Genomic DNA, 11,837 nt, shown 5'->3' with positions numbered 1-11,837 from the left:
ATTGCGATGGATGAAGGAGTTCGATTTGCAATTAGAGAAGGTGGAAAGACTGTTGGTGCTGGAGTTGTTACTGAAATTATAGAATAAATAAATAGGAAAGGGAATGAGGAGTGACATTTCCTCCTCATCTTTTTTCTGCTTACTAAATGTTATTTGGAGGTGGAATTAATATGGCTGCACAAGCTAGAGAAAAGATTAGAATTAGATTAAAAGCATATGAACATCAATTACTAGATAATTCAGCAAGTAAGATTGTTGAAACTGCTAAGAATACTGGTGCTGAAGTTTCTGGGCCAGTCCCATTGCCTACTAAAAAAGAGGTGTTTACTATTTTGCGTTCACCTCATGTAAATAGTAAATCTAGAGAGCAATTTGAGATGAGAACACATAAACGCTTAATTGATATTAAAGAACCAACACCTAAGACTGTAGACTCTTTAATGAGGTTAGATTTGCCAGCTGGTGTTGATATTGAAATTAAATTATAATTAGATGTTGGGTAAGGAGGTGCAAAATGATGAAAGGTATTTTAGGTAAAAAAGTTGGTATGACTCAAGTGTTTACTGAAGAAGGAGAAATGGTACCAGTTACTGTTGTAGAAGCTGGCCCTTGTGCTATAGTACAAAAGAAGAGTGAAGAGGTTGATGGATATAACTCAGTACAACTTGGATTTGAAGATGCTAAGGAAATAAGAGTGAATAAACCACTCAAAGGACATTTTGAAAAGTATGGAATTAATCCTAAAAGGTATGTAAAAGAGTTCAGGAGCACTGGAGCTAAAGATTTGGAACCAGGAGATGAAGTTACAGTAGATGTATTTTCTGCAGGAGATAAAGTAGATGTAACAGGTACTTCTAAAGGAAAAGGATTTGCTGGAACAGTAAAGCGATGGAATTTTAGAACTGGGCCAAAGACTCACGGTTCACGAAATTATAGATTGCCAGGTGCTATTGGTGCTGGTTCTGATCCAGCACGAGTATTTAAAGGTAAGAAGATGCCAGGTAGAATGGGACGCGAAAAGGTTACTATTCAAAATTTAGATATTGTAAAAGTTGATTCTGAAAAGAACTTATTATTAATTAAAGGTGCTGTACCTGGGCCAAAAAAAGGGTTATTAACTATTAAAGAAACTGTCAAATAAGTTTGTAGGAAGGAGGAAAAAAGATGCCAGAGCTAATGGTGCATAATGTAGAAGGGCAAGAAACAGGTAATGTTGAATTAAATGAACAAATTTTTGATATAGAGATCAATGAGTCTGTAGTTCATCAAGCAGTTACTGCTCAATTAGCTGCTAAGAGAGCTGGAACGGCTAAAACGAAGACACGAGGAGAAGTAAGTGGTGGTGGTCGTAAGCCATGGAGACAGAAAGGAACTGGACGTGCTCGTCATGGAAGTATTCGTTCTCCAATCTGGGTTGGTGGTGGAACTACTTTTGGCCCGCAACCACGTAGCTATAAGAAAAAGATTCCTAAGAAAGTAAAGAAATTAGCAGTTAAATCAGCTTTGACTGCAAAAGTAGCAGAAGATGATTTAATTGTTGTTGATGAATTTGATTTTCCAGTTCCTAAAACTAAGCAGATGGTATCTGTCTTAGATAATTTAGAAGCTAAAGATAAGAAAGTATTGATTGTAATAGAAGGTAGAGATGATAATGTATATAAATCTGCTCGGAATATTCCAGGGGTAAGAGTTGTTACAGCAGATAGGGTAACTGTTTATGATGTTTTAAATAGTGACAAGTTGATAATGACTGAAAAAGCAACTGCCCAAGTTGAGGAGGTGCTGATCTAATGAAAAATCTTAGAGATGTTATTATTGCGCCTCATATTTCTGAAAGAAGTATGATGGATATGGAAGAAAAGAATTGGTATACTTTTAAAGTTCAACTTAAAGCCAATAAGACTGAAGTAAAGAAAGCAATTGAAGAAATTTTTGATGTTAAAGTTGAAAAAGTAACTACTAATCGAATGCCTAGCAAGAAGAGAAGAATGGGTTATCATGAAGGAAGAACAGCTGAATGGAAAAAAGCTAGAGTTAAATTAGCTGAAGATAATAGAATTGATATTTTTGAAGGTATCTAATTTTTAAGAAGAGGAGGGAAATAGAATGGCAATTAAGAAGTTTAAGCCGACTACGCCGGCTCGTAGATATATGACGGTTGATAGTTTTGAAGAAGTTACTACTGATAAACCAGAGAAGTCTTTACTTAAGCCGCTAAAGAAGACTGGTGGGCGAAATGCTAATGGTCGAATTACAGTTCGTCATCGTGGTGGCGGACACAAAAGAATGTATAGAATAATTGATTTCAAAAGAGATAAAGATGGGATTCCAGCAGAGGTAGCTACAATTGAATATGATCCTAATCGTTCTGCCCGAATTGCTTTGTTACATTATGCTGATGGAGAGAAGAAATATATTATTGCTCCGAAAGGTTTAAAAGTAGGAGATCAAGTCCTTTCTGGTTCAGAAGCTGATATTGTAGTAGGGAATGCTTTGCCCTTGGAAAACATTCCAGTTGGTACTGTAGTCCATAATATTGAAATGAAACCTGGAAAAGGAGCTCAGATGGCTCGTTCTGCTGGTGCTCAAGCTCAAATTATGGCTAAAGAAGGTAAGTATGCTCATATTCAACTACCATCAGGAGAAGTAAGATTGATCAATCTTAACTGTAAGGCAACAATTGGTCAAGTAGGAAACATTGAACATGAAAACATTACTATCGGTAAGGCTGGTAGAAGTCGTTGGTTAGGGAGAAGACCTAGTGTTCGAGGTACAGCGATGAACCCACATGACCATCCACACGGTGGTGGAGAAGGTAAAAAACCTGCTGGTCGACAGCCGGTAACGCCTTGGGGACAGCCTACTATTGGTAAGAAGACTCGTAAACCTAAATCATCCGATAAGATGATCATTAAAAGTCGTCATGCTAAGAAGAAAAGGAGAAAGTAATTAGAAAGGGGGACATAATAAATTGGGTCGTTCATTAAAAAAGGGTCCATTCGTAGATAAGAAGTTATTAGCTAAGATTGAGAAGATGAATGAAGCTGGAGAAAAAAAGGTTATTAAGACTTGGTCAAGAAGTTCGACTGTCTTTCCACAGATGTTAGGACACACAATTGCTGTTTATGATGGACGGAAGCATGTTCCGGTATATATTACTGAAGAGATGGTTGGACATAAGTTAGGAGAATTTGCTCCAACAAGGACTTTTAGATCTCATAGCCAACATACTGAGAGATCTACATCGCTTAAGTAGTTAATTAGATTTTAAGATAAAGGGGGTTAAACTATGGAAGCAAGAGCAACTGCTAAACGTGTTCGGATTTCCCCACGAAAAGCTAGATTAGTAGTCGACTTGGTAAGGGGTAAAAAAATTGGTGAAGCAATTGGGATTTTAAGAAATACACCACAGAAAGCATCTAAGATAGTAGAAAAAGTTCTTAATTCTGCTGTTGCTAATGCTGAAAATAATCATGGTATGATTGCTGATGAATTATATATATCTGAAGCATATGTAGATGAAGGACCAACAATGAAGAGATATAAGCCAAGAGCTATGGGACAAGCGAGTCCTATTAATAAGAGAACAAGCCATGTTACACTTAAAGTGGCAGAAAAAAAGGAGGGATAATTAGATGGGACAAAAAATAAATCCACATGGTCTAAGAGTCGGAGTTGTTAAAGACTGGGATGCAAAATGGTATGCAGATAAAGATGAGTATGCTGATTTATTACATGAAGATTTAGAAATTAGAGAACACATTAAGACAAAGATGTATGAAGCTGGGATTGCAAGAATTGTAATAGAAAGAGCTGCTAATAGAATTAAGATAGATGTTCATACTGCTAGACCGGGTATGGTAATTGGAAAAGGTGGTTCTGAAGTAGATCAGCTAAGAGCTGAACTAGAAGATATCACTGGAAAAAAAGTACAAGTTAATGTTGTAGAAGTGAAAAAACCTGATCAAAATGCCCAATTAGTTGCAGAAAATATTGCTCAACAGCTAGAAAATAGAGTTTCTTTTAGAAGAGCAATGAAACAATCAATTAATCGTGGAATGAGACAACGAGGTGTTGAAGGATTTAAAGTTGAGTGTGCTGGAAGATTGGGTGGAGCTGATATGGCTCGAACTGAAGGGTATAGTGAAGGTAGTGTTCCATTGCATACTTTACGTGCTGACATTGATTACGGTTTTACAGAAGCAGATACAACTTATGGACAGATTGGAGTTAAAGTTTGGATCTATAAAGGTGAAATTTTGCCTGAAATTGATGAAGAATAATTAGAAAGGAGGCATTTTGATGTTAATACCAAAGCGTGTTAAGCATAGAAAACAACATCGTGGTCGTTTAAAAGGGAAAGCAAGAAGAGGTAATAAAGTTAATTTTGGAGAATATGGTTTACAAGCTCTAGAGCCAGTTTGGATTACTAATCGTCAAATTGAGGCAGCTAGAATTGCTATTACTCGTTATATTAAACGTGGAGGTAAGGTTTGGGTTAACATTTTCCCCAATAAGCCTGTAACTGCCAAGCCTGCTGAAACTAGAATGGGTAGTGGTAAAGGAGAACCAGAAAAATGGGTTGCTGTTGTAAAACCAGGTCGGGTAATGTTTGAAATTTCTGGTATAGAAGAAGAGGTTGCTCGTGAAGCTATGAGACTAGCGTCACACAAACTGCCTATCGATACTAAATTTGTAAAACGGGAAGAAATGGACGGTGAGGCGAATGAAAGCTAAGGAATTACGAGAGCTGACGGATAAGGAATTGGAGAAAAAACTAGATGAGTCTAAAGAAGAGTTATTTAATTTGAGATTTCAAAATGCTACTGCACAACTTGATAATCCAATTAGAATCCGCAAAGTAAAGAAAACAATTGCTCGAATAAAAACGATTCTAACTGAACGTGAGCTTAAGATTAATCAAGCGTAATTGAGAGGAGGGAGATTATGGCGGAAGAAAAGAGTAACAAAAAGACAAACATTGGAGAAGTAGTTAGTGATAAAATGGATAAGACTATTGTAGTTGCTGTTGAACGAAAGACACAACATTCTTTATATAAACGTGTAATAAAAAGAACTTCTAAATTTAAAGTTCATGATGAAAGCAATGCATGTAATGAAGGAGATATAGTAAAAATCGAAGAAACTCATCCAATTAGTAAACATAAAAGTTGGAAACTAAAAGAAATTATTCGTAAAGCTAAGTAGTTTTTAATTGAAAGGAGGGGTTGGAATGATTCAGTCAGAATCTAGATTAAAGGTAGCAGATAATTCAGGAGCTAGAGAGTTATTATGTGTTAAGGTTTTAGGTGGTTCTAAAAAACGTTATGCTTCTGTAGGAGATATAATTGTTGCTACAGTAAAAGAAGCCATTCCTGATGGTATGGTTAAAAAAGGAGAAGTTGTTAAAGCAGTAATTGTAAGAACTAAACGTGAAGTAAGAAGAGATGATGGTTCTTATATTAGCTTTGATGAAAATGCTGCAGTAATAATTGAGAATGATAATGAGCCAACAGGAACTCGTATTTTTGGGCCAATTGCACGTGAGTTACGGGAAAGAAAATTTACAAGAATTATCTCTTTAGCACCTGAAGTTCTTTAATAGATCGATTGTAGGAAAGGAGGGAATTTAGATGGTTCGAACTAAATTACATGTAAAAAAAGGCGATAAAGTAAAAATTATTAGTGGAAAAGATAGAGGAAAAGAAGGAGAAGTTTTGAAAGTGATTCCCGAAGAAAGTCGTGTTCTTGTTAAAGGGATTAATATAATAAAAAAGCACGCTCAACCGACTCAAGATAATCCGCAAGGAGGAATTGTAGAAAAAGAAGGGCCAATTCATAGCTCTAATGTCCAGTTGGTCTGCCAGTATTGCGGTGAAGCTGCACGAACTGGAAAGAAAGTTTTTGATAATGGAGAAAAAGCACGATATTGTAAAAAATGTGATGAAGTTATTGATTAAAGTGTTAGAAAGGAGGTAAACTATGTCTGTATTACAGAGAGAATATAGAGAAGATATTATACCAGCGTTAATGGAAAAATTCGATTATGATAATGTAATGGAAGTTCCTAAATTAGAAAAAGTTATTATTAATATGGGACTTGGAGAAGCAAGTGAAGATGCTAATTTATTAGATCAAGCTATTGATTCTTTAGAAACTATTACAGGGCAAAAGCCAGTAATTACTCGAGCAAAAAAGTCTGTTGCTAATTTTAAAATTAGAGCAGGTATGCCAGTCGGATGCAAAGTTACTTTACGTGGTGAAGAAATGCATGAGTTTTTATATAAATTACTTAACGTTGCCTTACCACGTGTGCGTGATTTTAGAGGTCTTTCTGCAAAATCATTTGATGGACGGGGAAATTACTCTTTAGGATTGAGCAACAATACTGTTTTTCCAGAAATCAACGTTGATGAAATTGATAAGATTTTAGGGATGGATGTTGTAATTGTAACTACTGCTGAGACAGATGAGGAAGCTAAAGAGTTATTAACCCTAATGAAGTTACCACTTAAAAAATAGTTAAGGAGGGGAAAAAGTGGCTAAAAAGTCAAAAATTGAGAAAGCCAATCGAGAATCTAAGTATTCAACTCGTGAAGAGCAACGCTGTCGTCGCTGTGGAAGACCACATGGAGTACTCAGAAAGTTTGAGTTGTGCCGAATCTGTTTTAGAGAATTGGCCCATGGGGGTAAATTACCTGGTGTTAAAAAAGCTAGTTGGTAAATTAATTGTAAATTTGAAAGGAGGTAAGTAATTTTATGACTGATCCTATTGCTGATATGTTAACGAGAATTAGAAATGCTGTTACTATTACAAATGATCAATTAGATATTCCTGCTTCTAATCTTAAAGAGGAAATTGCACGGGTTTTATCTGAAGAGGGATTTATCAAAGGATATAAAAGAATTAATGCTGGTCCACAAGGTAAATTACGTTTATTCTTAAAGTATGGAGCTAATGGAGAGCAAGTTATTACTGGTTTGAAACGAATTAGTAGACCAGGATTGAGAGTTTATGCTAATAAAGAAGAGGTTCCAAAAGTATTAGGTGGATTAGGTATTGCTGTTATTTCTACTTCTCATGGTGTAATGACTGATAAATCTGCTCGTAAAGAGGGGATTGGCGGAGAAGTAATCTGTTATGTTTGGTAATTTTTAAGAACAAAAGGAGGTGTCAAGAATATGTCTCGGATAGGTCATGTACCAGTAGAGATTCCTGAAGGTGTAGAATTATCTTTAGAAAATAGTGCTTTAACTGTTAAAGGAGCTAAAGCTGAATTAACAGAGAAAATTAGCCCTAGAATGGAAATTAAGATTGAAGAAAAGCAAGTTACTGTAGTAAGATCAACTGATTCTAAATCTGATAAATCATTACATGGATTGACAAGAAGCATGATTATAAATATGATTGAAGGTGTAACAAAAGGGTTCAAAAAAGAATTAGAGTTAAACGGTGTAGGTTATCGAGCAGTCAAAAAGGGTACTAATTTAGAGTTGCAAGTTGGGTATTCTCATCCAGTAACTATTGAACCTAAAGAAGGGATAGCATTTGAGGTTGATGGTAATAAAATCATTGTTAAAGGAAGCGATAAACAGTTAGTTGGACAAGTAGCTTCCAATATTCGAGCAGTTAGAAAACCTGAACCTTATAATGGAAAAGGAATTAAGTATGTTGATGAGCATATTAGAAGAAAAGAAGGTAAAACTGGTTAATAGTTGTTATTGATTTGAGATTAACGCCAGTGCTAGTAATTAGTTGAATAAAGGAGGGGAAATAATGGGGAAGTTAAGCAAGCGTGAAGCTAAAAGAAGACGACATCAGCGAGTGCGTAATAAAGTAAAAGGTAGACCAGATCGACCTCGGTTGAGTGTATATAGAAGTTTGAATAATATCTATGCTCAGGTGATTGATGATTTTGCTGGTGAAACATTAGCTTCTGCCTCCACTGTTGATACTGAAATTAAAGTTGAAATTGAAAATGGTGGTAATAAAGAAGCAGCTAAAATTGTTGGAGAATATATTGCTGAGCGAGCTTTAGATAAAGGAATTAATAAGGTTATTTTTGATCGTGGCGGAAATGATTATCATGGTCGAGTTAAAGCTTTAGCAGAAGCAGCAAGAGAAAACGGACTAAAATTCTAGTAGTCTATGATGAAAAGGAGGGAAAATGATGAATAAAAATATTGATCCTGAAAAATTAGATTTAAGTGAACGTGTTGTTAATATTAGCCGCGTATCTAAAGTAGTTAAAGGTGGGCGCCGATTTAGTTTTAGTGCTTTAGTAGTTGTTGGTGATGGTAATGGACATGTTGGCGCTGCTATTGGAAAAGCAAATGAGGTTCCTGACTCTATTCATAAAGGAATTGATACTGCTAAGAAGAATTTAGTTAAGGTAACTTTAAAAGATACTACAATTCCTCATGAGATCACTGGAGTTTTTGGTGCTGGAAGAGTTTTACTAAAACCAGCAGCAGAAGGTACTGGAGTAATTGCAGGAGGAGCTGTTCGTGCTGTAATTGAATTAGCAGGAATTAAGGATATTTTAACTAAATCATTAGGAACAGATAACCCAATCAATATGGTTAAAGCAACGATTCAAGGGTTAAATAGTTTAAAAGATGCCGAAAAAGTTGCTCAGTTAAGAGGAAAAACTGTAGAAGAATTATTAGGTTAATTAAAAGATAGGAGTTAATGATAAGGGGGTGAAGATGATGAAATTACATGAATTAAAGCCAGCTGAAGGATCTAAAAGTAAGAAAAAGAGAGTAGGAAGAGGTATTGGTTCAGGTAAAGGAAAGACTTCTGGTCGAGGTCATAAAGGACAAAATGCTCGTTCAGGTGGTGGAGTAAGAGTTGCTTTTGAAGGAGGTCAGACTCCTTTATTTAAGAGACTTCCCAAACATGGTTTCTCTAATGCTAAATTCAAGAAGGAATTTGCAATTGTAAATGTTGAGGAACTTAATAAATTTGATGATGGTTCTGAAGTTACAATTGAGAAATTACAGGAAGTAGGACTAATTGACAAGGTAAAAGATGGAGTTAAAATCTTGGGTGGCGGTAAGTTGGAGAAAAGCCTGACTGTTAAAGCTAATAAGTTCAGTAAATCCGCAGTTGAGAAGATAGAGGCTGCTGAAGGAAAGGCAGAGGTGATATAATAAATGTTATCAGCTCTAGGTAGTGCATTTGAAGTTAAAGAATTGAGAGGCAAAATTCTATTTATGTTAGCAATGGTTGCTGTTTATCGAATTGGAGCCCAAATTCCAGTTCCAGGCATTGATCCCCAGGTATTACAAAATTTATTTCGTGGTGAAGGGGTATTAGGATTTCTTGATATGTTTGCTGGAGGGGCTCTATCTAATTTCACTATTTTTGCTTTAAGTATCAGCCCTTATATTACTGCGTCTATCATTATGCAATTATTAACTGTTGTTATTCCTAAGTTAGAAGAGCTTTCTAAGCAAGGTCAAGAAGGTCAAAAGATAATTATGCAATATACGCGATATGCTACCGTTGTATTAGGAATAATCCAGAGTATTGGTATTACATTCATGATTAGAAATGCAGATGCTATAGCTAATCCTAATTTTTTCAATTTATTTACAATAGTTATTACTTTAACAGCCGGAACTGTATTTTTGATGTGGCTTGGAGAACAGATAACAGAGTATGGAATTGGGAATGGGATTTCAATTTTGATTACTGTTTCAATATTATCTAGATTTCCTGGAGGAGTTGCTACTACATTTAGGGAGTTAAGAGCAGGAACGATTAATATTTTCAATCTAGCACTATTTTTAGTGATTGCAGTAATCGTAATTGGAGCGATTGTTTATATTCATGAAGGTCAAAGAAAGATTCCAGTTCAATATTCTAAGCGTGTAGTAGGACGTAAAGTATATGGAGGACAATCAACTCATATCCCAATGAAGATTAATCAAGCTGGGGTAATGCCAGTAATTTTTGCTTCCTCAGTATTACTATTTCCAGCTACTATCGCTCAATTTATTCAACAAGATTGGGCAGGAGCAATAGCAAGGCTTCTAAGTCCAGGTTCTTGGTTATACACTATTATATATGCTGTATTAATTATCTTCTTTACTTACTTTTATACGGCAATCAGTTTTAATCCAATTGAAGTAGCAGATAATATGAAAAAGCGCGGTGGATTTATTCCTGGACGTCGTCCGGGACGACCAACTGCCCAGTATTTAGATAAAGTTTTAACTCGAATTACTTTAGTCGGTGCAATTTTCTTGGCAATAGTTGCTGTCATACCAGATTTCATTATTGTATTAACAGGTATTGAAGCAAGATTTGGTGGAACTGCCTTGTTGATTGTAATTGGTGTTACTCTACAAACAATGAAACAAGTTGAAACTCAGTTGCTAGCAAGGCATTATGAAGGTTTTATGAAATAACTTTAAGGAGTGATAAAGTATGTATTTGTTATTAGTTGGCCCGCCAGGAGCAGGTAAAGGAACACAAGCGAAAAGATTGGCAAAGATGTATTCTATTCCTCATATTGCTACTGGAGACATCTTTCGAGAGGCAATTAAAAATGAAACTCCTTTAGGAAAAAAAGCCAAAGAATATATTGAGCAAGGAAAATTAGTGCCTGATGAAGTAACTATTGGAATGGTTGAAGAAAGACTATCTAGAGATGACTGTCAACAAGGATTTATTCTAGATGGGTTTCCTCGAACTGTAAATCAAGCTAATGCATTGACCGATATTTTAGAGAGTTTAGAACTTGCTTTAGATGCTGCAGTTAACATTGACGTTAGTGATGAAGAAGTTATTAAGCGTTTATCTGGAAGACGAGTTTGTTCTGAATGTGGAGCAAGTTTTCATGTTGAATTTAGCCCACCAGAAGAGGCGGGAGTTTGTGATGAATGTGATGGGGAAGTATATCAACGTGATGATGACAATCCAGAGACGATTAAAGAACGTCTGGTTGTTTATTCAGATCAGACTTCTCCTTTAATTGAATATTATCAAGAACGCGATCTGCTACGTGTAATTGATGGAGAAACAACTCCTGAGCAAGTCTTTGTAAGGATTAAACAAGAGTTAGAGGCAATGGAGTAGATGATTATTAGAAAATCTGCCCGTGAGATAGAAATCATGAGGAAAGCTGGTCAGATTGTAGCTCAAACTCATGCTCTATTGGCTGAAAAGATTGCACCTGGGATTACTACTCAAGAAATTGATCAAATAGCAGAAGAGTTTATTCGTTCTCAAGGAGCTAAACCTGCTTTTAAAGGCTATCAAGGCTTTCCGAGTACTGTTTGTATTGCTATTAATGAACAGGTTGTTCATGGTATTCCAAGTTCACGTGGTCTTGAGACGGGTGATATTATAGGTCTTGATATTGGAGCTATTGTTGATGGATATTATGGGGATGCTGCCCGAACATTGCCAGTTGGTCAAATTTCTGAAGAAGCAGAAAGATTATTGTCTGTAACTGAAGAATCTCTATTTAAGGGAATTGAGCAGGTAAAGGTGGATAATAGAATCTCAGATATTTCTAATGCAGTACAACAGCATGCAGAACAGGCAGGTTATTCTGTAGTACGCAGATTTGTTGGTCATGGGATTGGACGGAACATGCATGAAGATCCTCAAGTTCCTAATTTTGGAAAACCTGGTCGAGGGCCAAGGTTGAAAAAAGGTATGGTTTTAGCAATTGAGCCAATGATTAATGCTGGAGGTTATGAAGTAGAAACTTTAGATGATGGTTGGACTGTTGTAACTTGTGATGGTGAATTATCTGCTCATTTTGAACATACTGTTGCTGTTACTGAGTCAGGGTTTCGAATTTTAACTAAGGCTTAAT

General features: G+C 35.9%; 24 protein-coding genes. All 24 read left to right on the top strand.

Annotation, left to right across the window (positions count from 1 at the left end; genetic code table 11):
- The coding region (locus tag MWH25_RS00580; RefSeq protein ID WP_248624696.1) for an EF-Tu C-terminal domain-related protein at nucleotides 1-87 on the top strand (87 nt) is incomplete at its 5' end.
- A gap of 83 nt (nucleotides 88-170) precedes the next feature.
- Nucleotides 171-488 (top strand): 30S ribosomal protein S10, encoded by a 318-nt coding sequence (gene rpsJ / locus MWH25_RS00575; protein ID WP_248624694.1) that lies wholly within the window; start codon nucleotides 171-173, stop codon nucleotides 486-488.
- 26 nt (nucleotides 489-514) lie between these two features.
- Nucleotides 515-1,141 (top strand): 50S ribosomal protein L3, encoded by a 627-nt coding sequence (rplC, locus tag MWH25_RS00570; protein ID WP_248624686.1) that lies wholly within the window; start codon nucleotides 515-517, stop codon nucleotides 1,139-1,141.
- 23 nt (nucleotides 1,142-1,164) lie between these two features.
- On the top strand, nucleotides 1,165-1,791 hold the full coding sequence (gene rplD / locus MWH25_RS00565) for a 50S ribosomal protein L4 (protein WP_248624684.1): 627 nt from the start codon (nucleotides 1,165-1,167) through the stop codon (nucleotides 1,789-1,791).
- Nucleotides 1,791-2,081, top strand: a complete 291-nt coding sequence (gene rplW / locus MWH25_RS00560; protein ID WP_248624681.1) for a 50S ribosomal protein L23 — start codon at nucleotides 1,791-1,793, stop codon at nucleotides 2,079-2,081. The genes rplD and rplW overlap by 1 nt, the downstream gene beginning before the upstream one ends.
- A 25-nt stretch (nucleotides 2,082-2,106) precedes the next feature.
- On the top strand, nucleotides 2,107-2,949 hold the full coding sequence (gene rplB / locus MWH25_RS00555; protein ID WP_248624679.1) for a 50S ribosomal protein L2: 843 nt from the start codon (nucleotides 2,107-2,109) through the stop codon (nucleotides 2,947-2,949).
- A gap of 22 nt (nucleotides 2,950-2,971) precedes the next feature.
- The gene (gene rpsS / locus MWH25_RS00550) at nucleotides 2,972-3,256 is read left to right on the top strand and encodes a 30S ribosomal protein S19 (protein ID WP_248624676.1); all 285 of its coding nucleotides are present in this window, start codon (nucleotides 2,972-2,974) and stop codon (nucleotides 3,254-3,256) included.
- Between the two features lie 33 nt (nucleotides 3,257-3,289).
- On the top strand, nucleotides 3,290-3,631 hold the full coding sequence (gene rplV / locus MWH25_RS00545; RefSeq protein ID WP_248624674.1) for a 50S ribosomal protein L22: 342 nt from the start codon (nucleotides 3,290-3,292) through the stop codon (nucleotides 3,629-3,631).
- A gap of 4 nt (nucleotides 3,632-3,635) precedes the next feature.
- Nucleotides 3,636-4,283, top strand: a complete 648-nt coding sequence (gene rpsC / locus MWH25_RS00540; RefSeq protein ID WP_248624672.1) for a 30S ribosomal protein S3 — start codon at nucleotides 3,636-3,638, stop codon at nucleotides 4,281-4,283.
- 19 nt (nucleotides 4,284-4,302) lie between these two features.
- The gene (rplP, locus tag MWH25_RS00535; protein WP_248624670.1) at nucleotides 4,303-4,737 is read left to right on the top strand and encodes a 50S ribosomal protein L16; all 435 of its coding nucleotides are present in this window, start codon (nucleotides 4,303-4,305) and stop codon (nucleotides 4,735-4,737) included.
- A complete protein-coding gene (gene rpmC, locus MWH25_RS00530; RefSeq protein WP_248624668.1) occupies nucleotides 4,727-4,930 on the top strand; it encodes a 50S ribosomal protein L29 in 204 nt (67 codons plus the stop codon). The genes rplP and rpmC overlap by 11 nt, the downstream gene beginning before the upstream one ends.
- A 17-nt stretch (nucleotides 4,931-4,947) precedes the next feature.
- Nucleotides 4,948-5,208, top strand: a complete 261-nt coding sequence (gene rpsQ, locus MWH25_RS00525) for a 30S ribosomal protein S17 (RefSeq protein WP_248624666.1) — start codon at nucleotides 4,948-4,950, stop codon at nucleotides 5,206-5,208.
- Nucleotides 5,209-5,233: 25 nt separating this feature from the next.
- Entirely contained in the window at nucleotides 5,234-5,602 is a 369-nt protein-coding gene (gene rplN, locus MWH25_RS00520; protein ID WP_248624663.1) for a 50S ribosomal protein L14, read from the top strand.
- A gap of 31 nt (nucleotides 5,603-5,633) precedes the next feature.
- Complete coding sequence (rplX, locus tag MWH25_RS00515) at nucleotides 5,634-5,960, top strand: 50S ribosomal protein L24 (RefSeq protein ID WP_248624661.1); 327 nt, start codon at nucleotides 5,634-5,636, stop codon at nucleotides 5,958-5,960.
- Between the two features lie 22 nt (nucleotides 5,961-5,982).
- Nucleotides 5,983-6,522 carry a 50S ribosomal protein L5 gene (rplE, locus tag MWH25_RS00510; RefSeq protein ID WP_248624659.1) on the top strand — a complete coding sequence of 180 codons (540 nt, stop codon included), beginning with the start codon at nucleotides 5,983-5,985 and terminating at the stop codon, nucleotides 6,520-6,522.
- A 16-nt stretch (nucleotides 6,523-6,538) separates the two neighbouring features.
- On the top strand, nucleotides 6,539-6,724 hold the full coding sequence (locus MWH25_RS00505) for a type Z 30S ribosomal protein S14 (protein ID WP_248624657.1): 186 nt from the start codon (nucleotides 6,539-6,541) through the stop codon (nucleotides 6,722-6,724).
- Nucleotides 6,725-6,759: 35 nt separating this feature from the next.
- Nucleotides 6,760-7,152 (top strand): 30S ribosomal protein S8, encoded by a 393-nt coding sequence (gene rpsH, locus MWH25_RS00500; RefSeq protein WP_248624654.1) that lies wholly within the window; start codon nucleotides 6,760-6,762, stop codon nucleotides 7,150-7,152.
- 30 nt (nucleotides 7,153-7,182) lie between these two features.
- A complete protein-coding gene (rplF, locus tag MWH25_RS00495) occupies nucleotides 7,183-7,713 on the top strand; it encodes a 50S ribosomal protein L6 (RefSeq protein ID WP_248624652.1) in 531 nt (176 codons plus the stop codon).
- A 64-nt stretch (nucleotides 7,714-7,777) separates the two neighbouring features.
- Entirely contained in the window at nucleotides 7,778-8,143 is a 366-nt protein-coding gene (rplR, locus tag MWH25_RS00490; protein WP_248624650.1) for a 50S ribosomal protein L18, read from the top strand.
- A 28-nt stretch (nucleotides 8,144-8,171) separates the two neighbouring features.
- A complete protein-coding gene (gene rpsE, locus MWH25_RS00485) occupies nucleotides 8,172-8,675 on the top strand; it encodes a 30S ribosomal protein S5 (protein WP_248624648.1) in 504 nt (167 codons plus the stop codon).
- 37 nt (nucleotides 8,676-8,712) lie between these two features.
- Entirely contained in the window at nucleotides 8,713-9,156 is a 444-nt protein-coding gene (gene rplO / locus MWH25_RS00480; RefSeq protein WP_248624692.1) for a 50S ribosomal protein L15, read from the top strand.
- Between the two features lie 3 nt (nucleotides 9,157-9,159).
- Nucleotides 9,160-10,419: a preprotein translocase subunit SecY gene (secY, locus tag MWH25_RS00475; RefSeq protein WP_248624646.1), complete on the top strand. Its 1,260-nt coding sequence runs from the start codon at nucleotides 9,160-9,162 to the stop codon at nucleotides 10,417-10,419.
- A gap of 19 nt (nucleotides 10,420-10,438) precedes the next feature.
- A complete protein-coding gene (locus MWH25_RS00470) occupies nucleotides 10,439-11,089 on the top strand; it encodes an adenylate kinase (RefSeq protein ID WP_248624644.1) in 651 nt (216 codons plus the stop codon).
- On the top strand, nucleotides 11,090-11,836 hold the full coding sequence (gene map, locus MWH25_RS00465; RefSeq protein WP_248624642.1) for a type I methionyl aminopeptidase: 747 nt from the start codon (nucleotides 11,090-11,092) through the stop codon (nucleotides 11,834-11,836).
- Nucleotide 11,837: the final 1 nt, after the last annotated feature.

It is taken from the genome of Natroniella acetigena, from assembly GCF_023227745.1.
Classification (GTDB): Bacteria; Bacillota; Halanaerobiia; order Halobacteroidales; family Halobacteroidaceae; genus Natroniella; species Natroniella acetigena.
The sequence above is the reverse complement of the archived record's forward strand: the minus strand, read 5'-3'. Positions and strand labels throughout refer to the sequence as shown.